This is a genomic window from Nonomuraea sp. ZG12, from assembly GCF_052068115.1.
GTDB lineage: Bacteria > Actinomycetota > Actinomycetes > Streptosporangiales > Streptosporangiaceae > Nonomuraea.
In genome coordinates this window covers 148,434-172,306 of record NZ_JBQHCW010000005.1, presented here as the reverse complement: position 1 = coordinate 172,306, position 23,873 = coordinate 148,434, and the positions used below count along the sequence as shown (strand labels likewise).

At 70.3% G+C, this 23,873-nt stretch carries 24 protein-coding genes; 16 read left to right on the top strand and 8 right to left on the bottom strand.

Going from position 1 to position 23,873, the window contains the following annotated elements:
- The first annotated feature begins 59 nt into the window (after positions 1–59).
- The 10 genes from ACTMTF_RS17460 to ACTMTF_RS17415 all read left to right on the top strand — a co-directional run bounded on the left by ACTMTF_RS17460 (position 60) and on the right by ACTMTF_RS17415 (position 10,084).
- Positions 60–1,178: an alpha/beta hydrolase gene (locus ACTMTF_RS17460; protein ID WP_441111611.1), complete on the top strand. Its 1,119-nt coding sequence runs from the start codon at positions 60–62 to the stop codon at positions 1,176–1,178.
- A complete protein-coding gene (locus ACTMTF_RS17455; protein ID WP_397007219.1) occupies positions 1,178–2,377 on the top strand; it encodes an FAD-dependent oxidoreductase in 1,200 nt (399 codons plus the stop codon). Before ACTMTF_RS17460 ends, ACTMTF_RS17455 begins: the two co-directional genes overlap by 1 nt.
- 22 nt (positions 2,378–2,399) lie before the next feature.
- Positions 2,400–3,572 (top strand): acyl-CoA dehydrogenase family protein, encoded by a 1,173-nt coding sequence (locus tag ACTMTF_RS17450; protein ID WP_441111610.1) that lies wholly within the window; start codon positions 2,400–2,402, stop codon positions 3,570–3,572.
- 16 nt (positions 3,573–3,588) lie between these two features.
- Positions 3,589–5,223 carry an AMP-binding protein gene (locus tag ACTMTF_RS17445; protein WP_441111609.1) on the top strand — a complete coding sequence of 545 codons (1,635 nt, stop codon included), beginning with the start codon at positions 3,589–3,591 and terminating at the stop codon, positions 5,221–5,223.
- Entirely contained in the window at positions 5,220–5,657 is a 438-nt protein-coding gene (locus tag ACTMTF_RS17440; protein WP_441111608.1) for an FAS1-like dehydratase domain-containing protein, read from the top strand. The genes ACTMTF_RS17445 and ACTMTF_RS17440 overlap by 4 nt, the downstream gene beginning before the upstream one ends.
- Positions 5,654–6,076 (top strand): MaoC/PaaZ C-terminal domain-containing protein, encoded by a 423-nt coding sequence (locus tag ACTMTF_RS17435; RefSeq protein WP_397007211.1) that lies wholly within the window; start codon positions 5,654–5,656, stop codon positions 6,074–6,076. The genes ACTMTF_RS17440 and ACTMTF_RS17435 overlap by 4 nt, the downstream gene beginning before the upstream one ends.
- Positions 6,076–6,945, top strand: coding sequence for an amidohydrolase family protein (locus ACTMTF_RS17430; RefSeq protein ID WP_441111607.1), 870 nt, complete (start codon positions 6,076–6,078; stop codon positions 6,943–6,945). Before ACTMTF_RS17435 ends, ACTMTF_RS17430 begins: the two co-directional genes overlap by 1 nt.
- A gap of 11 nt (positions 6,946–6,956) precedes the next feature.
- Positions 6,957–8,468: an FAD-dependent oxidoreductase gene (locus ACTMTF_RS17425; protein WP_441111606.1), complete on the top strand. Its 1,512-nt coding sequence runs from the start codon at positions 6,957–6,959 to the stop codon at positions 8,466–8,468.
- An 85-nt stretch (positions 8,469–8,553) separates the two neighbouring features.
- Positions 8,554–9,258: an IclR family transcriptional regulator gene (locus ACTMTF_RS17420; protein ID WP_397007205.1), complete on the top strand. Its 705-nt coding sequence runs from the start codon at positions 8,554–8,556 to the stop codon at positions 9,256–9,258.
- 172 nt (positions 9,259–9,430) lie between these two features.
- Positions 9,431–10,084, top strand: coding sequence for a maleylpyruvate isomerase family mycothiol-dependent enzyme (locus ACTMTF_RS17415; protein ID WP_441111605.1), 654 nt, complete (start codon positions 9,431–9,433; stop codon positions 10,082–10,084).
- Between the two features lie 63 nt (positions 10,085–10,147).
- Here ACTMTF_RS17415 and ACTMTF_RS17410 read toward each other — a convergent pair whose 3' ends face one another.
- Positions 10,148–11,164 carry an RNA polymerase subunit sigma-70 gene (locus ACTMTF_RS17410; protein ID WP_441111604.1) on the bottom strand — a complete coding sequence of 339 codons (1,017 nt, stop codon included), beginning with the start codon at positions 11,162–11,164 and terminating at the stop codon, positions 10,148–10,150.
- Between the two features lie 282 nt (positions 11,165–11,446).
- Here ACTMTF_RS17410 and ACTMTF_RS17405 point away from each other — a divergent pair, with 282 nt between their 5' ends.
- On the top strand, positions 11,447–12,364 hold the full coding sequence (locus tag ACTMTF_RS17405; protein WP_441111603.1) for an alpha/beta hydrolase: 918 nt from the start codon (positions 11,447–11,449) through the stop codon (positions 12,362–12,364).
- A gap of 121 nt (positions 12,365–12,485) precedes the next feature.
- Here the strand turns inward: ACTMTF_RS17405 and ACTMTF_RS17400 are convergent, their stop codons facing one another.
- A complete protein-coding gene (locus tag ACTMTF_RS17400; RefSeq protein WP_441111602.1) occupies positions 12,486–13,073 on the bottom strand; it encodes a TetR family transcriptional regulator in 588 nt (195 codons plus the stop codon).
- A gap of 81 nt (positions 13,074–13,154) precedes the next feature.
- Here ACTMTF_RS17400 and ACTMTF_RS17395 point away from each other — a divergent pair, with 81 nt between their 5' ends.
- On the top strand, positions 13,155–14,192 hold the full coding sequence (locus tag ACTMTF_RS17395; RefSeq protein WP_441111601.1) for an NAD(P)-dependent alcohol dehydrogenase: 1,038 nt from the start codon (positions 13,155–13,157) through the stop codon (positions 14,190–14,192).
- Positions 14,193–14,205: 13 nt separating this feature from the next.
- On the opposite strand, the gene ACTMTF_RS17390 is transcribed toward ACTMTF_RS17395, so the two are convergent.
- The 5 genes from ACTMTF_RS17390 to ACTMTF_RS17370 form a co-directional block, all read right to left on the bottom strand.
- Positions 14,206–15,093 (bottom strand): AraC family transcriptional regulator, encoded by an 888-nt coding sequence (locus ACTMTF_RS17390; protein ID WP_441111600.1) that lies wholly within the window; start codon positions 15,091–15,093, stop codon positions 14,206–14,208.
- 39 nt (positions 15,094–15,132) lie between these two features.
- Entirely contained in the window at positions 15,133–17,256 is a 2,124-nt protein-coding gene (locus ACTMTF_RS17385; RefSeq protein ID WP_441111599.1) for a xanthine dehydrogenase family protein molybdopterin-binding subunit, read from the bottom strand.
- A 31-nt stretch (positions 17,257–17,287) separates the two neighbouring features.
- The gene (locus tag ACTMTF_RS17380; protein WP_441111598.1) at positions 17,288–18,271 is read right to left on the bottom strand and encodes an FAD binding domain-containing protein; all 984 of its coding nucleotides are present in this window, start codon (positions 18,269–18,271) and stop codon (positions 17,288–17,290) included.
- Positions 18,268–18,858 carry a (2Fe-2S)-binding protein gene (locus tag ACTMTF_RS17375; protein ID WP_441111597.1) on the bottom strand — a complete coding sequence of 197 codons (591 nt, stop codon included), beginning with the start codon at positions 18,856–18,858 and terminating at the stop codon, positions 18,268–18,270. The genes ACTMTF_RS17380 and ACTMTF_RS17375 overlap by 4 nt, the downstream gene beginning before the upstream one ends.
- Positions 18,859–19,020: 162 nt before the next feature.
- Entirely contained in the window at positions 19,021–19,560 is a 540-nt protein-coding gene (locus ACTMTF_RS17370) for a helix-turn-helix domain-containing protein (RefSeq protein ID WP_441111596.1), read from the bottom strand.
- A gap of 63 nt (positions 19,561–19,623) precedes the next feature.
- On the opposite strand from ACTMTF_RS17370, the gene ACTMTF_RS17365 reads away from it, so the two are divergent.
- From ACTMTF_RS17365 to ACTMTF_RS17350, 4 genes are all read left to right on the top strand, one after another.
- Positions 19,624–20,862 carry an alpha/beta hydrolase family protein gene (locus tag ACTMTF_RS17365; protein WP_441111595.1) on the top strand — a complete coding sequence of 413 codons (1,239 nt, stop codon included), beginning with the start codon at positions 19,624–19,626 and terminating at the stop codon, positions 20,860–20,862.
- A gap of 107 nt (positions 20,863–20,969) precedes the next feature.
- Entirely contained in the window at positions 20,970–21,494 is a 525-nt protein-coding gene (locus ACTMTF_RS17360) for a hypothetical protein (RefSeq protein WP_441111594.1), read from the top strand.
- 71 nt (positions 21,495–21,565) lie between these two features.
- Entirely contained in the window at positions 21,566–22,531 is a 966-nt protein-coding gene (locus ACTMTF_RS17355) for an ATP-binding cassette domain-containing protein (RefSeq protein ID WP_441111593.1), read from the top strand.
- On the top strand, positions 22,528–23,331 hold the full coding sequence (locus ACTMTF_RS17350) for an ABC transporter permease (protein ID WP_441111592.1): 804 nt from the start codon (positions 22,528–22,530) through the stop codon (positions 23,329–23,331). Before ACTMTF_RS17355 ends, ACTMTF_RS17350 begins: the two co-directional genes overlap by 4 nt.
- A gap of 13 nt (positions 23,332–23,344) precedes the next feature.
- On the opposite strand, the gene ACTMTF_RS17345 is transcribed toward ACTMTF_RS17350, so the two are convergent.
- Positions 23,345–23,617 carry a hypothetical protein gene (locus ACTMTF_RS17345; protein ID WP_441111591.1) on the bottom strand — a complete coding sequence of 91 codons (273 nt, stop codon included), beginning with the start codon at positions 23,615–23,617 and terminating at the stop codon, positions 23,345–23,347.
- Positions 23,618–23,873 lie beyond the last annotated feature (256 nt).

The following is a 23,873-nucleotide window of genomic DNA, read 5'->3' as shown; positions in this document are numbered from 1 at the left end:
CCCCATCCGCGCTGATCAGGAGCCGCCCCGTGCTGTCCCGCGAACTACTCCCCATACCGATGACGCCTGGCGGACGCCTGGACATCAACTCCGGCGTCGCCCGGATGAGCGGGAAGATCTGGGCCACCCTCTGGAAGAACGATCTGCGGCCGCCGTCGACCGCCGTGCTGATCGTGCACCCAGCGTCCAACTTCATCGGTCACTACGCCCTGGAAGAGCTCGCCGCCCGCGGGGTGGCCGCAGTCGGGCTCGCCACTCGCTACGTCGGCAACGACTCCGCGCTCATCATGGAGAACTGCCTCCTGGACATCGGCGCCGCGATCCGCCACCTTCGCGAGCTGGGCTACCAGCGGGTCGTCCTGGTCGGGAACTCCGGCGGCGGCGGGCTCGCCGCGCTCTACCAGGCGCAGGCGGAGAACCCCACCATCACCCACACCCCGGCCGGCGACCCCGTCGACCTGGCCGGGGCCGGGCTCATCCCGGCTGACAAGATCGTCATGGCCATGGCGCACCCCGGGCGTGCGGTCGTCTACACCGAGGGGCTCGACCCGGCCATCACCGACGAGCAGCGGCCCTTCGACCGGGACGCCTCGCTCGACATGTTCGACCCCGCCAACGGCCCGGCCTACGGTGAGGAGTTCGTCGAGCGTTACCGCCTCGCCCAGATCGACCGCAACCGCCGGATCACCGCCTGGGCGACCGAGCAGATAGAAGCGCTGCGCGGGTACGTCCGCGAGTCGGCGGCGGGGGAGAAGGTGGCCCCCGACGACCTCCCCTTCGTCGTGCACGGCACGGCCGCCGACCCGCGCTTCCTGGACCTGGCCCTCGACCCCTCCGACCGGCAGGCCGGCACCCTGTGGGGCAGCCCCTGGGCGGCCAACTTCCAGCCGGCGTCGCTGGGCCACCTCACCAGCCTGCGGTCCTGGCTGAGCCAGTGGAGCTACGACCACAGCCGGGCGAACGCCTACGTCGCCCTCCCCGAGGTGCAGGCGCCGGTCATGGTCGTCTACGGATCAGCCGACTGCGCGGCCTTCCCCAGCCACGCCCGCACCATGTACGAGGCCGTCGCGCACGACAGGCGTGAACTGGTCGAGATCAAGGGCGCGGACCACTACTTCCAGGGCCGCCCCGATCTGGCCAGGATCATGTGCGACCACATCGCCGAGTGGAGCAAGTGATGGGCATCCTCGACGTGGCCGTGGTCGGCGCCGGCCCGGTCGGGCTCACCGCGGCCCTGGCCCTGGCCAGGCGCGGCGCGTCCGTCACCGTCTTCGAGGAGGCCGACCGGCTCAGCACCGAGTGGCGGGCCTCGACCTTCCACCCGCCGACGATCGAGATCGCCCGCGACCTCGGCGTCGTCTCCACGATGCTGGAGGCCGGCATCGTCGCGCGGAAGTACCAGGTGCACGATCGCCGCGACGGGCTGATCGCGGAGTTCGACTTCGGCATGCTCGCCGACGAGACCGCCTATCCCTTCAGATTGCAGCTCGAACAGTACAAGTACACTCAAATCATCAAGGACGCGATCAACGACTGCCCCGCCCCGGTCGACGTACGGCTGGCCACGGGTGTGGCGGACGTCAGCCAGGACCAGGACGGCGCGGTGCTGACCACCGCCTCGGGAGAGCGGGTCGCGGCCCGCTGGGTGCTCGCCGCCGACGGCGCGCGCAGCACCATCCGCAAGGCGCTCGGGAGCTCGTTCGAGGGGCTCACCTACGAGCACCGCTACCTCGTGCTGAGCATCGACTATCCGGTGGAGACGCTGCTGCCGGGCATCTGTGACGTCAACTACATCGCCGACCCCGTGGAGCACCTGCTGATCCTCCGGGTGCCGGACGTCTGGCGGATCGTCGTCTCGGTGCCGCCGCACGTCACCACCGAAGAGGCCCTGTCCGACCAGTACGTCGCGGACCGGCTGCGCGGTGTCTTCGGCGACCACCCCGAGCTGCCGCTGCGCGAACGGAAGATCTACTCCGTGCACCAGCGGGTGGCCGACACCTTCCGCCGGGACCGGGTGCTGCTGATCGGCGACGCGGCGCACGTCAACAGCCCGATGGGCGGCATGGGCCTCAACGGCGGCATTCACGACGCCTTCGACCTGTCCATCCAGCTCAGCGCGGTGCTCCGCGGCGAGGCCGGCACCGACGTGCTGGACGCCTGGGCGCACCGCAGGCGCAAGGCCGCCGTCGAGGCGGTGCAGGAGCTCACGCACCGCACGACCACCGCCATGGCGGAGCAGGACGAGTCGGAGCGGCGCAAGTTCCAGCTTCAGATGTCGGAGATCGTGGCCGATCCGCTGCGGGCGCACGACTGGATGATGGACGCCGCGATGATCTCCAACGTGCGCGCCCACGACCTGCCGCCGCGGGCCGGATGACCGGCGTACCGAAGGAGAGCCGATGGACTTCGAGCTGAGTGACGAGCAGCGGGACATCCGCGACACCGTGCGCGCCTTCGTCACCAAGGAGATCCTCCCGCTGGAGGAGGACTTCCTCCGGCTGGTGCGCGACGGCGGATCGCGGCTGCCCCGGGACGAGGAGCGCCGGCTGCGCGCCAAGGCGCGCGAGTTCGGCTTCTGGGGGCTCAGCACGCCCGAGGAGTACGGCGGGATGGCGCTTCCGGCGGTCACCCAGTCGCTGATCCACGCCGAGCTGGCGAAGACCTGCGTGCCCTTCCGCTTCGGCGGGGAGGCCGACAACATCCTGTACGGCGCGGACGCGGCCCAGCAGGAGGAGTACCTGAAGCCGACGATCGAGGGCGAGCGCCTCGGCTGTTTCGCGCTGACCGAGCCGGGTGCGGGGTCCGACGCCGGGGCGATCAGCACCTATGCGCGGCGGGACGGCGACGACTGGCTGATCAACGGCGAGAAGACCTTCATCAGCAACGGCCACGAGGCCGACTACGCGATCGTCATCGCGCTCACCGACAGGGACAAGGGCGCCCGCCACGGCGCGACCGCGTTCCTCGTCGACCGGGAGGCCGGCTGGACCTCCTCGCCGATCAGCACGATGGGCAGCTGGCACCAGCCCGCGTCGCTCTCCTTCGACGACGTACGGGTGCCGGCCGGCAAGGTCCTCGGCGAGGTCGGCGGCGGGTTCCAGCTGGCCATGCGGTGGGTCGGCAAGGGCCGCTACGTGATCTCCGCGCAGTGTGTCGGCATCGCCGAGCGCTGTCTGCGGATGGCGGTGGACTACGCCGGCCTGCGCGAGACCTTCGGCCGCAAGATCGGCGAGAACCAGGCGATCCAATGGATGATCGCCGACTCCGAGACCGAGCTCGAAGCGGCCCGCTGGCTGGCCCTCCGGGCCGCCTGGGACGTCGACCGAGGGGCCGACGCCAGACACGCGTCGGCCATGGCGAAGCTCTTCTGCACCGCGATGGTCGGCCGCGTCGTGGATCGGGCACTCCAGATCCACGGCGGGATGGGCTATACCAAAGAGCTTCCCCTTGAAGGCTGGTATCGCGCCATCCGGGCGATGCGCATCTTCGAAGGCACCGATGAGGTGCAGCGGCTCATCCTTTCGCGCGACCTGTTGCGCGGCCATACCCGAATCGGAGGCCATCTTGCCTGACTCCACCGATCGCAAAATGAGCGTTGCCACGGCCCTGCGCGCCGCGGCCGAAGTGGTGGGCGACCGGCCCGCGATGATCCAGGGTGACCGGTCGGTCGGCTACGCCGAACTGGACGCCCGCTCTTCGCGGCTCGCCGGGGTGCTGGCGGAGCGCGGGGTCGGCCCCGGCTCGACCGTCGCGATCTCCCTGTACAACTCGTTCGCGTACCTGGAGATCATGTACGCCGTGTTCAAGCTGGGCGCGCAGCCGGTCAACATCAATTACCGCTATCTCGCCCCAGAGCTGCACTACGTGCTCAACTACACCGATGCGGCCGCTTTCGTCTATGACACCAGCCTGGCCGCCCAGGTTCAGCAGATAGACGGCGACCTCCCCGCGCTGGGCCTGCTCCTGGAAACCGGATCGGCCGCCGAGCCGCTCGCACCGGCGGTGTCCTTCGAGTGGGCGGCCGAGCACGGCCCGGTCCACGATGAGGTCGACACCGACTCGCCGCACGGCATCATCCTGCTCACCGGCGGCACGACCGGCCGGCCGAAGGGCGTCATCTGGGACCGTGACGGGCTGCTGGGCATCATCGCCTCGGTCTTCCGCCAGCACGACCTCGCGGTGCCGGAGACGCCGAGCGACGTGCGGGCGCGGGTCCGCGAGCTGCACGAGAGGGGCCTCGCCCCCACCGTGCTGCCGATGTCACCGCTCATCCACGGCACCGGCCTGCTGCAGACGCTGCGCAGCCTGTACGGCGGCGGCACGATCTGCTTCTGCACCTCCAAGTCCCTCAACGCGGACGAGGTGTGGCAGACCGTCCAGCAGCACGCGGTCACCGACATGGTCATCGTCGGCGACGCGTTCGGCCGCCCCCTGGTGGACTCCCTGGCCGCCGCCGAGAGCTCCGGGCAGCCGTACGACATCAGCAGCCTGCGCAACATGACCAGCTCCGGCGTCATCTGGAGCGCCGACGTCAAGCGTCAGCTGCTGCGGTACGGCGACGACCTGACCCTGATCGACAACATCTCCGCCTCCGAAGGCGGCCCGTTCGGGCTGGCCGTGGCGCGCTCGGAGGCCGACCTGGCGGACGGGCGGTTCACGCTGGCCCCCGTGGCCCGGATCCTCGACGAGAACGACCAGGACATCAAGCCGGGCACCGGTCAGATCGGCATCCTGGCCAGCGCCGGAGCGCAGCCGGTCGGGTATCTCAAGGACCCGGAGCGGACGGCCAGGGTCTGGCGGGTCATCGACGGCGTCCGCTACTCGGTGCCGGGGGACCTCGCCTCGCTGGACGCGGACGGCAAGCTGATCCTGCTCGGCCGGGGCGACGGCGTGATCAACACCGGGGGCGAGAAGGTCTTCCCGGAGGAGGTCGAAGAGGCGCTGCTGACCCACCCGAAGATCACCGACGCGGTCATCGTCGGCGTCCCGGACCCGCGCTGGGGCCAGATCGTGGTCGCCGTCGTCGCCCCGGCGAGCGCGCTCGCCGACGTCGAGGACGAGACGCTGAGCGCCCTCGTGGCCGAGCGGCTCGCCGGCTACAAGCGCCCGCGCCGGATCGTCCGGGTCGACTCGCTCCCCCGGAGCCCGGCTGGCAAGATCAACCGCGCGTCGGCCCGTGATGTGGCGACGCGCTACCTGCAAGCAGAGGAGACAGCGTCTTGACCGGCATACCGTTCCCGATCGAGCAGGGCCACGTGCGGGCCTTCGCCCGCGCCCTGGGCGAGGACGCCGACGTGGTCCCGCCCACCTTCCCGATCGCCTTCGCCCAGTTCGACCCGGACTGGGGGCTGCGGATGCGCCCTGGCGCACCCTGGAACGGCTCCGGGGCCGGGCCCGGCGAGTCATCGGGCGGAGGCGGCGGCCTGCACGCCGAGCAGGAGTTCGAGTACTTCCGCCCGATCCGGGTCGGCGAGACGCTGACGGCCCGCAAGCGCGAGGGCCGGACGTGGAGCAAGACCGGCGGGCGCGGCGTGCTCAACTTCGCCGAGCGGCACGTCGACTTCTTCGACGCCGACGAAGAGCTGGTCGCCCGCTCGACCACGGTCTCGGTTACGGTCACCCCCAAGAGCGACGACACCCCGGAGGCAGGCCGATGACCGTGACAACCGACCAGGAAGTACGTCAGGTCGTCGTGACGGACCTCAAACGCACGCAGATCGTGATGTACGCCGGCGCCGGCGGTGACTTCAACCCGCTGCACACCGACGAGCCGTTCGCCACCCAGATCGCCGGCCACCCGACCGTCATGGCCCACGGGATGCTCACCATGGGCCTGGCCGGCCGCGTGCTGACCGACTGGTTCGGGCACGAGAACATCCGGCGTTACCGGGCCCGGTTCAAGGCGCCCGTCTGGCCCGGCGACACCATCACGGCGACGGCGACCGTCACCTCGGTGGACACGGTCGACGGGCAGCGGCGCGCCGAGCTCACCATCTCGGCGGTGAACGCGGCGGGCGTGGAAGTGCTGTCCGGCAGCGCCACCGCGATCGTCGCCGACCAGGGAGAGACGGCCTGATGGACATCACCGCGCTCGACGCGATCGACGTGCACACCCACGTGCAGATCTCCGTCCACGACACTCCTGATTCCGGCGACGACAAGTTCTCGGCGATGGCCGACTACTTCAAGGCCGGTGCGGTCCGGAAGTTCACCGTGCCCATGATCGCCGAGTACTACCGCGAGCGGAACATGGCGGCGATCGTCTTCGGCGTCGACTCCATGCACGTCAGCGGCAAGGAGCAGTCTCCCGCCAACGAGGAGATCGCCGAGCAGGCGGCACTGCACAGCGACGTGCTCATCCCGTTCGCGAGCATCGATCCGCATCGCGGCGCGGCGGGCGTGCGGGCGGCCCGGCGGCTGATCGAGGAGTACGGCGTCCGCGGCTTCAAGTTCCACCCCACCTCGCAGGGCTTCTTCCCGAACGACCGGATGGCCTATCCGCTCTACGAGGTCATCGCCGAGCACGGGCTGACCGCGCTCTTCCACACCGGCCAGACCGGCGCGGGCGCGGGCACCCCGGGCGGCGGCGGGCTGCGGTTGAAGTACTCCAACCCGATGCACATCGACGACGTGGCCGTCGACTTCCCCGACCTGCAGATCATCCTCGCGCACCCGTCGTTCCCCTGGCAGGACGAGGCGCTGTCGGTCGCCATGCACAAGCCGAAGGTGTACATCGACCTGTCCGGGTGGTCTCCGAAGTACTTCCCGCCGCAGCTGGTGCAGTACGCGAACACGCTGCTCAAGGACAAGGTGCTCTTCGGCTCGGACTTCCCGATGATCACCCCGGAGCGCTGGCTGGCCGACTTCGCCAAGATCGACATCCGGGACGAGATCCGCCCGAAGATCCTCAAGGAGAACGCGGCCAGACTGTTCGGGCTCGGTTAGGGGAGGTCGCGATGCATCACACCGGTCCCTTCGACAGGACCGTCGACGTGGTCGTGCTCGGTCTGGGCGACGCCGGTGCGGTCGCCGCGGTGACCGCGCACGAAGAGGGCGCCGAGGTGCTCGTCATCGAGAAGCAGCGGGCCGACGATCACCGGCCCAACAGCCGCTACGCCGCCGGGTTCTTCCTCGTGCCGGAGGACGTGGACGGCGCGGTGGAGTACCTGTCCGCGATGTACGCGGTCAACGGCGAGCTGCCCCTGATCGATCCCGGTCTGATCCGCACCTGGGCGGAGGAGACGGCGGCCAACCCGGCCTGGCTCGACGCGCACGGCGGCAAGTACCAGAAGCTGAACATCCGTGGCGAGCACCCCTCCCTGCCCGCTCACGAGTCGATCAGGGTCTACAAGGCGCAGCCCACGAGCGGCCCCGACGGCTACACCGGCTGCCCGATGCACGGCTTCCTGCGGAGCCTGGTGGCCGAGCGCGAGATCGAGGTCCGGTACGCGACGGCGGCCAAGAGGCTGCTCACCGACGACCGCGGCGCGGTCGTCGGGGTGGAGACCGAAGGCGCGGGCGGAGTGCAGCGCATCGGCGTGCGTCGCGGCGTCGTGCTGGCGGTCGGTGGTTACGAGGCCAGCGAACGGCTCAAAAAGCACTACCTGCCGGTCACCCCGGTGCATTTCTACGGCACCGAGCACAACACCGGGGACGGCATCACCATGGCCGCCGATATCGGCGCGGAGCTGTGGCACATGAATGTCTGGCCAGGTCATTTCGTGGCACGATTCCCCGATGCCGGATACACCGGGGGAACGGCCGTCGACCTGTGGGGATCAGGCAGGTTCGGACCGGCCGAGGGTGTGACGGCACCCGGTTCGATCTTCGTCGACGGGTCGGCCCGGCGATTCATCCGCGAGCCGGGCAAGCAGCACGCCGCCCATCTGGCGCTTTTGGCGATGGACGCCGATCAGCTCACTTATCCCCGGATTCCGACGTGGTGGATATTCGATCAGGCCCGTTTCGAGCGGGCGACGCTGGTCCCCACCTACTCGGGCCCCGCCGGACCGGTCCAGGACTACACCTGGAGCGCGGACAACGTGGCCGAACTGCGGCGCGGCTGGATCCAGTCAGCCGAGTCGATCCCCGAGCTGGCCCGCGCCTGCGGGCTCGACCCGGACGCTCTGGAGCGGACGGTCTCCCGCTACAACGAGCACTGCGCGGCGGGCGTCGACGCCGACTTCGGCCGCGACCCCGGCACGCTCACGCCGATCGGCGGTGATCGCTATTTCGCGGTTCCGCTATGGCCGGGCGGCTCGCATACCGTCGGCGGGCCGCGCCGTGACGCGAAAGCGCGGGTGGCCTCGATTCACGGAGGTTGGATAGACAATCTGTACTCCGCCGGTGAGCTAGGATCATTGCACGGCCTGCTTTATCCGACAGGTGGCGGCAGTATCGCCGAATGTCTCGCGTTCGGCCGGATCGCTGGGCGTAATGCCGCAGCAGACCGGACTGTCGGAAGTTGACTCTCATGCGACGAGTGAAATCAGGCCTGATCAATATCGGCATAATGCGCGTTGTGAAAACCGACAGCGGTAGGGATGGCTTGACGTGAGCACTGGTGATCGCGCCGGGGACGGCGGGAGTCAGGGCAACGGGTCCCAGACCTTGGATCGGGGTCTGAAACTGTTGGAGTTGCTCGCCGTGGAGGACCGTGACATGACCGTCGCGGAGCTGGCCACGTCGTTGGGCATGCACCGCCAGGCGGTCTATCGGCTGCTCACCACGCTCCGCAACCACCGCCTCGCCGCCGAGGGCAGCTCGGGCCGCTACCGGCTCGGCCTGGGCGTGATCCAGCTGGCCAGACAGGCCAACCCGCAGCTGCGGCGCGCGGTCGTCCCCTACCTGCGGACGCTGGCGGAGGAGCTCGGCGTCACCACGCAGTGCGTCGTGTCGGAAGGCGCCGACGCCGTGGTGCTGGCGGTGGTCGAGCCGTCCGACGCGGTCTTCCACCTGTCCCAGCGCAGCGGCGCCCGCCACCCGCTCGACCAGGGGGCCAGCGGCCTGGCCATCATGCTGGCCCGCCCGCCCGAGGCCGACGACCCGGCCGGGGTCGTCGAGGCGCGGGAGCGCGGATACGCGGTGTCACGCGGAAACCTGACACCGGGCGCGGTCGGCATCGCCGTGCCGCTCTACGACGGTGACGGGCAGTCGCTGGAGGCCAGTCTCGGCATAGTGTCGATGGTCGACCTGGACGTCGAGCGCACCGCCAGGCGCCTGCTCGCCACCGCGGAGCAGATCACCGCCCGCGAGTAGCGTCGCCTGGAGGATCGGTCGCTCACGAGCGACGATTTCGCCCTGCCGTGGGAGTCACTACTGTGACCAACGGCAGGCGAAGCCCGTGAGCGGCTTGGCCGAGCCGCCACGACCGGCCGCCGCGGACTCGACCGCGGCCAAGGTCACGCACGTTGACGGGACTTCATTCGACATGTCCACAGCAGACCGCCGCACCGCGATATGGGCCCTGATCCACGCCGAGCGCGCCGCGCTGGCGGCCGACCTCACCCAGCTGACCGACGAGCAGTGGGCGACGCCGTCGCTGTGCGACGGCCTGACGGTGCGCGAGGTGCTCGCCCACCTCACCTCCGGGGCCGGCCTCACCCCTGTACGGTGGCTGGCCGGCGTGATCCGCTGCCGGTTCGACTTCGACAAGCAGGTGGCCATGCGGCTGGCCGAGCAGCTCGGCTCGACCCCGGCCGAGACGTTCGAGAGATTCCGCCGCATCGTCACCAGCACCACCAAACCACCACTCCCCGTCCTCGCGATGCTCGGCGAGACGATCGTGCACGGGGAGGACATCCGGCGTCCGCTGGGCATCCACCGGGACTACCCGATCGACACCCTGACGCGAGTAGCGGACTACTACCAGGGCTCCGACATGGTGGTGCTCGCCAAGGGGCGCATCGGCGGCCTGCGGCTCACCGCCACCGACGGCCCCTTCACCACCGGCGCGGGACCGCTCGTGTCCGGCACCACCCTGGCCCTGACCATGGCCATGACCGGGCGTACCGCGTACTGCGACGAACTGGAGGGCGACGGCGTCGCCCTCCTCCGCGACCGCAGCCGGACACTTGCACGATAAATGGAGCCGGTCCGGGCGACCGACTCATCGCGCGGCTCGGACGACGTACGATCCGTCATGTCTTCATCGCAGAGTGCTCGGTACGCCGAACCAGGGAAGCGAGTCCTCCTTGCCGAACACGGTGATCCGGCTGATGCCGCCCGGCGTGACGGTGAGGACGGCGAGGCCGAAGGCCTCGTAGATGCCATCGTCACGGCGTAGGTAGGCAGCGGCGGCGGGCTGCCCGCCGGCCCGGACCGGAATCATCCTCCAGATGCCGGGAGAGCCCAGCACCGGGGCGAGGTAGCGCAGGCAGGTGTCCAGTCCGGAGAACCAGGTGGAGTACCCGACCATCTCCAGCGCGGCGTCCTTGCGCAAGGCCCGCTCCAGAGCCGCCAGATCCGCCTTCTCGAAGGCGGTCATGTACTGCTCCAGCAGGTCCTGGGCATAGAGCTCGGTGGTTTCCTCGTGGATGGTGTCGACCTTGGTCAGGGCCGCGCGGGCGCGCTGCAGCGAGCTCTTGACCGCGGCCGCCGAGGTCTCCAGCATGGCCGCCACGTCCGCGGCGGGGAATTCCATCACCTCGCGCAGCAGGTAGACCGCCCGCTGGCGCGGCGTCAGCTTCTGGAGGCTGGCCATGAGCGCGAGGCGCAGTTGCTCCCGTGAGGTGACAATGGCTGCGGGGTCACCCGGGCCAGGGGTGACCATCATGTCGGGGATCGGCTGCAACCAGAGCACGTCTCCGCTCGCCGCTTCGAGCGGGGCGTCGGGGTCGTCGCTCGCCGGCCCGAGACCAGAGGGCAGCGGACGTCGGCTGCGTTGCCTCCGCTCGGTCAGGCAGGCGTTGGTGGCGATCGTGTAGAGCCAGGTGCGCAGGGACGAGCGGCCTTCGAACTTCCGGTAGCCGCTCCAGGCGCGCAGGTACGTCTCCTGCACCAGGTCTTCGGCTTCGTGCACCGAGCCCACCATGCGGTAACAGTGCGCCAGCAGTTCGCGACGGTACGGCTCCGCGAGCGCGGCGAACTCCTCGAACGTGCTCACCGTGGTCCTCTCCCGCCTCTTGTGGGTCGGCTCCTTCCGAGCCGCACCAATGTGGACCATCCAGGGCGGCGAAAGGAATCGCTGCGAACCCGCCCGTGCGCTGCTGGATGGCGCGGATGAGCTTCAGGTGTGCGGCCCAGTGCGCCTGGCCCTGCGGGTCGAAGCCGCTTCGGGCGCCTCGCGGCGTAGCGATTCCTTCTCAGCGTGAGGCTTGTCTCCCTTGGCGAAGGCAGCACCGGAACAGCGCCCGCCCGGGCGAGAAGCCACCACTCAAGGAAACCGATGCCGTCCCCTGACACGCATTCAGGTGGTACGGCTCATACCGGAAAAGGAACTCTGGACATGACCGGCAAGACCGATTGGCTGACCGAGCACTACCGGCAGGTCAACGCGGCGTTCGCGCAGAACCCGCCGATCTCACTGGAAGAGTCCCGCGACCTCAATGACCACTGGAGCGACGCGACCACCGAACCTGGCGGGGTCGACTATGTCGAGGTGGACGCGGGTGGTGTGCCGGCCATGTGGGCGACGCCTAAGGCCGGTGTGGCAGATCGGGTGCTTCTGTGCCTGCACGGAGGTGGGTTCATCGGCGGTTCGATGTACACCCATCGCAAGATGTTCGCGCATATCGCCAAGGCCGTAGGTGCGAGGGCTCTCATCGTCGACTACCGTCTGACGCCCGAGCACCAGCATCCCGCCCAGATCAACGACACCACCGCAGCCTACGGTTGGCTGCTCGATCAGGGCATCAGGGCCGAGCACATCGCCGTCACCGGCGACTCGGCAGGCGGTGGGCTCAGCGTGCTGACCATGCTGCACGCCCGCGACAGAGGCCTGCCCGTCTCGGCGGCCGTGATGCCGCTGTCGCCCTGGTTCGACATCGAGAACGGCGGCGAGACCCGCACGACCAACCGGATGACGGACACCCTCTTCGGCGGCGAGACACCGATGGACTTGGAATTCCTGGCACAGATCCTGCTGGGCGAGCACGGGGACCCCAAGGACCCGGCCATCAATGCCCTCTACGCCGCCCTGGCCGGCCTTCCCCCGCTGTACATCCAGGCCAGCAGCACCGAGATGATCCTCGATGACAGCCACAGGCTCGCCACACTCGCCGAAAAGGAGGGCGTGGAGGTCAAGGTAGAGATCTTCGAAGACCAGCAGCACACCTGGCACATGGGCGCAGGTCGCGCCCCGGTCGCCGATGAGGCGATCAGGAAGCTGGCGGAATGGGTGCGCCCCCGGCTCGGCCTTGCCTGACGCCACCTGCATGAAAGCCCTGGGCGGTCGTCTTCGCCGGCCGGGATGCCGCCCAGGCTCCCTCCCCTCCTCCGTGAACTGCCCATGACGCCAGCAACCGTACGCACGCCGATGCGACCGGTCAGTTGATCATGACGGCGCGTCTGACGCTCTCGCGGAGGAAGGCGCGGCGTCGGTCGTGGGTTTCCGGGGGTTCCTCGGCGGTCGCGGTGTAGACGTTGCTGACCGGGGACCAGGTCATGGACATCGCGATGACCAGGGCCATCACGTCGAACGGGTCGCCCGGGACCACGATGCCGGCGGCCTGGGCCTCGGCGATGGCCTGGAGTTTGTGGTCGTTGCGGTGGTCGGCCTCGGCGACGAGATGGCCGGTCGGGCGTCGCTCCAGGCGGGTCCAGGTGGCCAGCCGGATGAGGTCGGGGCGGCGGAGGTATTCGTCGTAGAGGCGTACGGCCCAGTCCGAGAGGTCGGTGGCGTCGATCGGGACGACGTTGACGATCCGCTCCAGCGAGGCGAAGAAGATAGCGTCGAACAGCCCTTCCTTGTTGCCGAAGTAGGCGTACAGCTGCGCCTTGTTGGTGCGGGCGGCGGCCACGATCCGCTCGATGCGCGCCCCGGCGATCCCGTGCTCGGCGAACTCCCGGGTGGCGACGTCGAGGATGCGAGCGCGGGTGGCGGCGCCACGGGAGGTCAGCGGCTGATCGTCCATACAGGTCAGCCTATCCAAACAGAACAGTTGGTCTGCTAGTCTCTGGAACAGACCGACTGTTCTGTTTGTTAGGGAGCCAGTATGAGAACCACAGTGGGATGGCGCGCGGACGGCCCGGCGGCGGCGTTGCGGCGGGCGACCGTAGAACGGCGCGACCTGCGCCCCGACGACCTCGCCGTGCGGGTGGACTACTGCGGCGTCTGCCACACCGATCTGCACGCGGTCCACGCCCACAGCGGCGGGACCAACCTGGTGCCGGGTCACGAGTTCACCGGGGTGGTGACCGAGATCGGGCCCGAGGTCACCGGGTTCGCGGCCGGCGACCCGGTCGCGGTCGGCAACATCGTCGACTCCTGTGGCGTGTGCGCCATGTGCCGGGCCGATCAGGAGAACTTCTGCCACGAGTTCCCGACCCTGACCTACGGCGGCACCGACCGCCACGACGGTTCGACCACCCTGGGCGGCTACTCTCGCGAGTACGTCGTCCGCGACCGGTTCGCCTACCTTCTGCCCGCCGGGCTCGACCCCGCCGCCGCGGCCCCCCTGCTCTGCGCCGGGATCACCGTGTGGGAGCCGCTGCGCGCACTCGGCGTGGGCCCGGGCAGCCGGGTCGCCGTGGCGGGACTGGGCGGCCTGGGCCATCTCGCGGTCAAACTCGCCGTGGCGCTCGGCGCCGACACCACGGTCATCAGCCGATCACCGGACAAGGCCGCCGACGCCCGCCGGCTCGGCGCCCACGACCTCGTCGACTCCACGGACCCGGATCGGATGGCGGCCGCCCGCGACCGGTTCGACGTCGTCGTCGACACCATCTCCGCCCCCCACGACGTGGGCCCCTACCTGCGACTCGTCGCCATGGACGGGACGCTCAGCCAGGTCGGGTACCTCGGAGAGCTCACCGTGGACACCATGGATCTGCTCGTCGGACGTAAGAAGCTCAGCTCCGCGGGCAGCGGCGGCCGCGCCGCGACGGCCGCCATGCTGGCCTTCTGCGCCGAGCACGGCGTCACGGCCGACATCGAGCTGCTCGCCTCGTCGCGCGTGAACGAGGCCCTCGACCGCCTCCAGCGCAACGACGTCCGCTACCGCTTCGTCCTCGACATGTCCGATCTGTCGTGACCGGTTACTCCGCTTACTCCGCGCGGAGCCGCGCGGCGTCCTGACCGGGAGGGGCGCCGAACAGGCGGCGGTACTCGCGGTTGAACTGCGACGGGCTGTCGTAGCCGACGAGATGGGCGACGCCGACGACATCGCCCGCGCGGGCGACCAGCAACGAACGGGCCTCCTGGAGGCGGATACGTTTCTGGTACTGCAGCGGGCTCAGGGTCGTGATGGCGCGGAAGTGCCGGTGGAACGCGGACGCGCTCATGCCGGCCAGCCGGGCGAGGTCGGAGATCCGGATGGGCTCGGCGTAGTTGTCGCGGATCCACTGGATGGCCTGGCTGACCTGGGTCAGGTTGCTGTCGGCCAGGCCGATCTGGCGGATCATGGCGCCGTGCGGGCCGGTGAGCAGCCGCCAGAGGATCTCGCGCTCGATCAGCGGGGCGAGCACCGGCGCGTCCTCGGGGCGGTCGAGCAGCCGCAGCATCCGGGCCACGGCGTCCAGGAGGTCGGCGTCGGCCTCGCTGGTCGCGATCGCGGGCTGACCGGCCGGAGTACGGGACCAGCGCCCGGCCGGGATCTCCAGCAGGAGCGGGGTGATGGCGGCCGGGCGCAGCACCAGCGCCATGGCCAGCGACGGGGACTTCGGGCCGGTGTCCAGGAAGTGGCCGGTGACGGGCAGGTTGGCGGTGACCACCAGGCAGTCCCCGGCCCGGTACTCGTAGACCTGGTCGTCCAGCAGGATGCGTTTGCCGCCCTGGAACATGACCACCAGCAGCGGCTCGGTCAGCGAGTGCTCCGGCGCCACCGTTTCGATGCTGGACACCGTCAGCCCGGCGATCGGCGTCGAATAGTCCGGCCGGGCATGGGCCGCGACGATGCTGCGGCATTCGTCCACCAATATGGGGATGGTTCGCACACCTTACGAAACCATGCCCCATCCGCGCCGGGCAAGCGATCAAGTCAGAGGCTGCTCCTCCAGTACGCGATCGAGCCGGATCGGAAGTGACCGCTGCCGCGTCCCGGTGGCGTGCCAGACGGCGTTCGCGATCGCGGCCGCGGTGCCGACGTTCCCGATCTCTCCGGCGCCCTTGATGCCGAACGGGATGCCGGGCTCATAGTCCGGTACGAAGTCCGCCTCGATGTCGGGCACATCGGCGTGCGCGGCGATGTGGTAACCGGCGAAGTCCGCGTTGACGTGCCGGCCCGAGACCCGGTCCCGTACGCCCTCCTCGTGCAGCGCCATGGACAGCCCTCCGATCATCCCGCCGATGACCTGGCTGCGCGCCATGAGCGGGTTGACCACCTGGCCCACCGCGAACATCCCGAGCAGCCGCCGCACGCGCACCTCGCCGGTCGCCGGATCGACGGTCACCTCGGTGAACACGGCGCTGTAGGCGTGCCGTTCCATGGACGGCAGGTCGTTGAGCAACTCGGAGGTGTCGACCGTGACGGTCACGCGTCGCGACGGATCGCGCGGCCGGTCGCGCAGTTGCGCCGCCGCCTCGGTGATCGCCCAGGCCCAGGACGTCGTCCCCCGGGAACCGCCCGCGCTCCAGGCGGGGCCGAGCTCGCTGTCGGAGATGCGCAGCCGTACCCGCTCGATGTCGACCGCCAGCGCGTCGGCTGCGATCGCGGTCAGCGCGGTGCGTGCGCCGGTGCCGAGGTCGGTGGCGGCGATGACCACGGTGAAGGTGTCGTCCAGCTCGGCGGTGATCGACGCCACCGAAGGAAAGGCCCCGGCGCTGAAGGACGTGGCGGCCATCCCGGTGCCGACGAGCAGGTGTCCTTCCCGCCGCATCCTCGGCTTGTGATCACGCGTCGCCCAGCCGAACCGGCGCGCGCCCTCACGCAGGCACGCCACCAGGTTGCGGCTGCTGAACGGCAGGCCGGACACCGGGCCGACGGTGGGCTCGTTGCGCAGCCGGAGTTCGAGCGGGTCCATGCCCAGCCGCTCCGCCAGCTCGTCCATGGCGGATTCGAGCGCGAAGGAGCCGGGAGCGGCACCTGGCCCGCGCATCGAGTACGGCGGCAGGATGTCGAGGGGAACCGCCTTGAGCCGGGTACGGATCGCGGGCGCCGCGTACAGCGTCTTGGTGAGCTCGGTGCAGCCCTCGATGTAGTCCGCGAGCGGGGAGAGCTCGAACACCGGCTCATGCTGGATCGCCCGCAGGCGGCCGTCGGCGTCGGCGCCGATCCGGATCGGCTGGTCGGTCGCCGGCCGCATCGCGGTCATCAGGAACACCTGATTGCGGGTCAGCGTGACGCGTACGGGCCGCCGGAACAGTGTCGCGCCCATCGTGGCCAGCACCAGCTGCGGGCCGCACATCCCCTTGGAGCCGAAACCGCCGCCGACGTGCTCGGTGCGGACCCGTACCTGCTCGAAACTCAGGGAGAACAGCGTGGCCAGGACGGTGGCGATGAAGAACGGGCCCTGGTTGGAGTCGATGGCCTGCAGCCGCTCGCCCTCCCACCACGCGGTCGCCGAGTGCGGCTCCATGGCGCTGCAGTGCTCCTCGGGCGTGCGGTAGCGCTCGTCGACCACCACGGCGGACGCGGCCAGCTCCGCCGCCACGTCGCCGACGTCCGCCGGCCCGTCGAAGAGCGTCGGCGCCGGCCGGGCCGCCGGGTGATCGGCAGAGAAGTCCGTGTCGTGCGGCTGCTCGTCGTAGGTCACCGGCAGCGCGTCGGCCGCCGCCTTGGCCTGCTCCGGCGTCTCGGCCACCACGAGGGCGACGGGCCGGCCGGCGAAGGGGATCACGTCGTCCTGCAGCAGCTGCAGTCCGCCGTCCGGGCCGAAGAAGTGCCCTGCCTGCGGGTTGAGCCGGGGCGCGTTCCGGTGGTCGATCACACCGAGCACGCCGGGCATGTCCTTGACGGCCGAGACGTCGATGTCGACGATGCGACCCCGGGACACCGTGGACATGACGACCGAGCCGAAGGCCAGGTCCCGCATCGGCTTGTCGGCGGCGTACCGTGCGCTGCCGGTGACCTTGGCCCGCCCCTCGACCCGGGGCCGGGCGACCCCGATGTTGTTCGGGACCGTGCTCCCAGTGCCTGTGCTTCCCGTGACCGCGTTCATGCGTGGATCTCCTTTACTGCGGTCCGCCGGTTCACGACCGGGCCCGATCGGCGAGTTCGGTCAGGACGGCCACGATCAGGTTGCGCGCCAGCGCCACCTTGTATCCGTTGCCGGGCAGGGGCTCCGCGGCGGACAGCTCCGCGTCGGCGGCGGTCCGGAACCTGCCCGCCGTGACGGGACCGTCCAGCAGCACGGCCTCGGCGCGCCGGGCGCGCCACGGCCGCGAAGCGACCCCGCCGAGCGCGATCCGGGCCGCCCCGGTGCGTACGTCCAGGTCAGCCGCGATGGACACGGTGGCGAAGGCGTACGACGCCCGCTCGCGGACCTTCCGGTACCGCGACCGTGGGGAGATCGCGGAGCCCGGGAGGGCGACCGCGGTGATCAGGGCTCCTGGCGGCAGCGCCGTCTCCCGCTCCGGCGTGTCTCCGACCGGCAGGTAGAACTCCGACAGCGGGATCTCGCCGGCGCCGTCGAGCGTCTCGTAGTGCACGACCGCGTCGAACGCGGCCAGCGCCACCGCCATGTCCGAGGGATGGGTGGCCGCACAGTGCTGAGACCAGTCGAAGATCGCGTGGTTGTGGTGCTCCCCGGCGACAGCGGCGCATCCGCTGCCGGGCACCCGCTTGTTGCACGCCTGCGAGGGGTCGGCGAAGTAGGCGCACCGGGTCCGCTGCAGCAGATTGCCGCCCACGGTGGCCATGTTCCGCAACTGACCCGACGCGCCCGCCAGCATCGCCTCGCTCAACGCGGGATACCGGCGCCGCACCTCGGGATGGGCCGCCGCGTCGCTGTTGGTCGTCGTCGCGCCGATGACCAGCCCGCCGTCCGCCGCCTCACGAACACCGTCAAGCGGCAGGAACCGTACGTCCACCAGCCGTCCGGGCGTCTCCACCCCGTCCTTCATCAGGTCGACGAGGTTGGTGCCGCCGCCGAGGTAGCGGGCGCCGTCGTGCTCGGCCACCAGGGTGAGCGCGTCTCGCACCTCTGTCGCGCGCCGGTAGGCGAACTCCTTCATCCTGCGACCTCCTCGTGAGCGCGTCCTGCGACTTCCTCATGCATGGCCGGCCCGGGTTCCTCATGCGCGGCCGACTCCAGGACGGCGCGCACGATCGACGGGTACGCGCCGCAGCGGCACAGGTTGCCGCTCATCCGCTCGCGCACCTCCGCCGCGTCCAGCTCCGGCGCGGGGGCGTCGGGGGAGACATCGGCGGTGACCGCGCTCGGCCAGCCCGCCGCGTGTTCGGCCAGCATCCCGACGGCCGAGCAGATCTGCCCCGACGTGCAGTAGCCGCACTGGAAACCGTCGAGCCGCACGAAAGCCCGCTGTATCGGCCGCAGTTCACCGTCGTCGGCCAGACCTTCGACGGTGGTGATCTCGGCGCCCTCGGCGGCGACCGCCAGCGTCAGACAGGACACCACCCGCCGGCCGTCGCACAGGACGGTGCAGGCGCCGCACTGCCCGTGGTCACACCCCTTCTTCGAGCCGGTGTGGCCGAGGCCCTCCCGTAACGCGTCGAGCAGGGTCGTGCGGTTGTCGACGAGCAGTCGGTGTGTCACGTCGTTGACGCGGAGCGCGATCTCGCCATGGGTGTCGTCGGTCAAAGTCTCGCCTTTCTCGCCACGCGGCCGATCCGCGTGTGTACGGCTGGACGGCAAGGGGGGACAACCTCTGACCAGCCATGTAAACAGCACGACGAAGGGGATGGTGAGACCAGAACTCGCGCACTCTTGCACGATCCTGCTCGCGTCGGGGCAGGACGGGCGTCACTCGGGGTCGGCGGGCGGCTCCTCGGCCGGGAACAGGATCGGGCTGAGCAGGTAGCGCGCCCTGTCGGGGGCGGGCTCGTTCGCCAGCAGGGGCGCGATGGCGGCGCGCAGCTCGATGATCAACGTGTGCAGCTCGTCCTGGCTGAGCCAGACCGCATGCTGCCGGTAGCCCACGAGGTCGGCCGCCGGATCGGCGTGCTCCCGGTCGAGGTAGGCGTTGAACTCGGCGAGCAGGGCGGCCATGGCGATGGCGAAACCGCGCCGATGATCGTCGCGTGACAGCGACCCGATCGTCTCGGCGTCGAGCGTGGCCCGATCCTGGCGCAGGCGATATCGGCGCTCCACCGCGCCGCGCACGCGCCGTTCGTCGGCCACCTCCAGCACGCCACCGGTCGCGAGCAGGTCGATGTGCCGGTAGAGGGTGGCCTTCGAGACATCGCGGATGCGGGCGCACAGCTGGGAGGTCGTCAGCGTCCGCCCCCCACGCATCACGTGCACGATGCGCAGTCGCACCGGATGCCCCAGAAGCTCCAACATGTTCACTCTCGTACGATCTCACGACGTGCTACCTTTCGCAAAAGATGAGAAAGGTGGAAATCTATGACCATGGAAACAGACCCGGCGGTGACGGCCGTCGCTGTCGCCGAGCTGGCGCAGCAGGGGCGCTTCGCCGAGATCGCGGAGCTGTTCGCCCCGCCGCTGCGCGCGGCCCTGTCCGCTGAGACGCTCGGAGCCGCCTGGGCGGCCGGGAGCGGGCCGGTCGCCGCCATCGGGGAGCCGGTGAGCGAGCGGATCGACGCCGCGCTGGTCCGGGTGAGCGTCCCGGTGCGCGAAGGGCTCGCCCTGGTGATGGTGGTCGGCCGCGACGGCCTGCTGCACGGGCTGTGGCTCGCCGCGCCCACCCCGCCCTGGGAGCCGCCGCCGTACGCCGACCCGGCGGCGTTCGCCGAGCATGACGTCACGGTCGGCGACGGGCCTCTCGCCGTGTCCGGCACGGTGAGCCTGCCGCACGGGCCCGGCCCTCGTCCGGGCGTCGTGCTGCTGAGCGGGGGCGGGCCCTTCGATCGCGATGCCACCAGCGGGGCCAACAAGCCGCTCAAGGACCTGGCCTGGGGTCTGGCCAGTCGGGGCGTGGCGGTGCTGCGGTTCGACAAGGTGACCCACACCCACAGTGACCAGGTGGCGGACACGCCCGGATTCACGATGGCCGACGAGTACGTGCCGCACGCGGTCGCCGCCGTCCGCCGGCTCCAGCGGCAGCCGGGCGTGGACCCCGGGCGTGTCTTCGTGCTCGGCCACAGCATGGGCGGCAAGGTCGCCCCGCGAGTCGCGGCGGCCGAGGCGTCCGTCGCCGGGTTGGTGATCATGGCCGGTGACACGCAGCCGATGCACCAGGCCGCCGTCCGCGTGGTCCGCTACCTCGCCGCGCTCGATCCCGGCCCCGCGATGGCAGCCGCTGTCGAGGCGGTCACGCGGCAGGCCGAGGTGATCGGCGGCCCCGGTCTGACGCCCTCGACGCCGGCCGAATCGCTGCTGTTCGGCTGGTCCGCGGCTTACTGGCTGGATCTGCGCGGCTATGACCCGGTCGCGACCGCGGCGGCGGTGGACAGGCCGATGCTCATCCTTCAGGGCGGGCGCGACTACCAGGTGACCGTCGAGGACGATCTGCCGGGGTGGCGGACCGGTCTCGGGCACCGGGCGGATGTCACGATCCACGTCCATGACGCCGACGATCATCTGTTCTTTCCCGGCGAGGGGCCGTCGACGCCGGCGGGGTACGAGCCCGCACAGCACGTGGACCCGGCCGTCGTCGCCGAGATCGCCGAGTGGCTGGTGTAGATGACGCCATGATGTCACTATGACGCCATGGCCCTTTCCTCGTGGAGCTGGAGGACTTGACGTCATAAGGGCTTGCGATGGCGTCAAATTAGCGTCATAGTGGTGTCATGGACCTCACGCCATATGTCGACGCTCTCCGCCGCGAGCTGATGCTCGCCGCCGAGGCAGGCGATCCGGACGCTCGTGAGCTCGCCGAGCGTCTCACCGCGCCACTCGAATCGGCCGTCCGTCTCACCTTGCTGGAGGCGCTGTCGGCAGCCGCCGGGGAGATCACCCGCGAGCTCGCGCCCGGCTCGGTCGACCTGCGGCTGCGCGGACGCGACCCCACCTTCCTCGTGACCCCCGCCCCGGCCGGCCGGTCACCCGAAGCGGCGCCGAAGGGCAGCTTGAGGAGCGCCCTGGCCGGCGCGGTCGAGGTCGCGATGGGGGTGCGGGCGCCCATTTCCGAGGCCGACGAGGGCGGCATGGCGCGGATCTCGCTCCGCGTCCCCGACCACCTCAAGGCACGCGTCGAAGAGGCGGCCGGCCTGGAGGGGCTCTCGATCAACGCCTGGCTCGTCCGCGCCGTGTCCGCCGCGCTCGAACCCGGCTCCCACGGCTCCGACCGGCACTACACCGGTTGGACGCGCTGACCCCGCACCCCGCCGCACACTCCCACGCATTCCCACGCATTCCCGCACATCCCCGCAGAAGGAGAAAACCCATGCCCCCCGCGATAGCGGCCGAAGGACTGGTCAAGAAGTACGGCGATGTGATCGCCCTGGACGGGCTAAATCTGTCCGTCCCCGAGGGGACCGTGTTCGGGCTCCTCGGACCCAACGGCGCCGGAAAGACGACGACGGTGCGGATTCTGACCACACTGCTCAAGCCGGATGCCGGCCGCGCCACCGTGGCCGGGTTCGACGTCGTCGGCGACGCCGAACGGCTGCGGTCCCACATCGGCGCGTCCGGGCAGTACGCCGCCGTCGACGACCATCTCACCGGCGCCGAGAACCTGGAGATGGTCGGCCGCCTCTACCACCTGGGCACCAGGCGCAGCAAGGAGCGCGCCCGCGAGCTGCTGGACCGCTTCGACCTGGGCAAGGCCGCCGACCGCCCGGTGCAGGGCTACTCCGGCGGTATGCGACGCCGGCTCGACCTCGCCGGAGCGCTGGTCGCCAACCCGCCGGTGCTGTTCCTCGACGAGCCCACGACCGGTCTGGACCCCCGGGCCCGCGCGGGACTGTGGGACGTCATCTCCGAGCTGGTCGCGGGCGGCACGACACTGCTGCTCACCACGCAGTACATGGAGGAGGCCGACCGGCTCGCCGACCGCATCGCGGTGGTGGACCACGGCCGCGTGATCGCGCTCGGCACCGCCGACGAGCTCAAGGACCAGATCGGCGGCGACCGGATCGAGCTGACGGTGACGAACGCGGCCGACATGGAGGCCGTGCGGCACGGCCTGGCGCCTCTCGCCGTCGGGGACGTACACCTCGACACCACCGCGTTCCGGGTGACGATCCCGGTCAGTGGCGGCGCGGCGTCGCTCACCGCCGCCCTGGGCCACCTCGCCGCCGAGCGGATCACCGTACGGGACGCCGGTCTGCGGCGGCCGACCCTGGACGACGTCTTCCTGACGCTCACCGGACACGAGAGCAGCGAGACCACCAAGGAGCTGAGCCGATGAACACCCTCCAGATCGCGATCGCCGACGGCATGACGATCACCAAACGCAACGCACTCAAGATCAAGCGGGCGCCGGACCTGCTGGGCGGGGTGATCATCCTCCCGATCGTGTTCGTCCTGCTCTTCGTGTACGTCTTCGGCAGCATGATCGAGCTGCCCGGCCTGTCCTACCGCGACTACCTGCTCCCCGGGATCTTCGTCCAGACGATCGTCACCAGCGCCCAGATCACCGGCTACACCCTCACCCAGGACCTGCAGAAAGGCATCTTCGACCGCTTCCGCACCCTGCCGATGTCGCCATCGGCGGTGCTGACCGGCCAGACCGTCAGCGACCTGGTGATGAACGCCACCACCATCGCCACCATGGCACTGGTCGGCCTGGTCGTCGGCTGGCGGATCAACTCGGCGCCGCACGAGGCCGTCCTGGGCTTCCTCCTGCTGCTGCTGTTCGCCTACGCGTTCTCCTGGGTGACGGCCACGGTCGCGCTGGCCCTGCGCACGCCCGAGTCCTTCAACAACATCGCCACCGTCGTGTCGCTGCCGCTGGTGTTCACGTCCAACGCCTTCGTCGACAGCGCCCGCCTGCCCGGCCCGCTGAAGGTGGTCGCCGAGTGGAACCCGGTCTCCACGTTCGTCCAGGCCGCGCGCGAGCTCTTCGGCAACACCAGCCCGAGCATGCTGGTGCCCGACGCCTGGCCGCTCCAGCACGCGGTGCTCGCTTCACTGCTGTGGTCGCTGCTGCTCCTGGTCGTGTTCGTGCCGTTGGCCACCCGGCTCTACAAGCGGGCCGTCAGCCGCTGACCCTTTCGCGGGGTCAGTACGCCACCGCCAGCGTCCGGGCCGGGCCGCCGATGCGCAGCCAGGCGCCGGTGTCGAGGGACCAGCGGCGAACCTCCGAGCGATCCTCGGTGAGGACGTACACCTCCCGCCGGCCGACCCGCACCTCTGCGCCCGCTGGTCCGATGTCGCGCCAGTCCTGTTTTCCGTCGATCCCCGGCTCGCCGAGGATTCGCAGCCGGGTGCGGGACGAATCGGTGGAGAAGAGGCCGGCGGCGCCTCCGTACAGGTCGCCGGCCGGGCCCGCCACGGTGACCCAGGGCAGCCCCTCCTTCGGTCGCTCGCCCGTCAGCCGGCGATTGACCCAGGCCCGGTCCGGGGTGAGGCCGTACAGGTGCCTGTCGGTGACTGCGAACGAGGCGCCCGGCGTGCCGACGAAGCTCCAAGGCTTGCCGGGGCCCTCGTACCTGAAGATCGAACCGTTCGGACCGGTCGCGAACAGCCCGGGGTCGCCGCGGGGCGGCGCGGCGCCGCCGGTGCCGGCTCTGGTACGGGTTCCGGTGCCG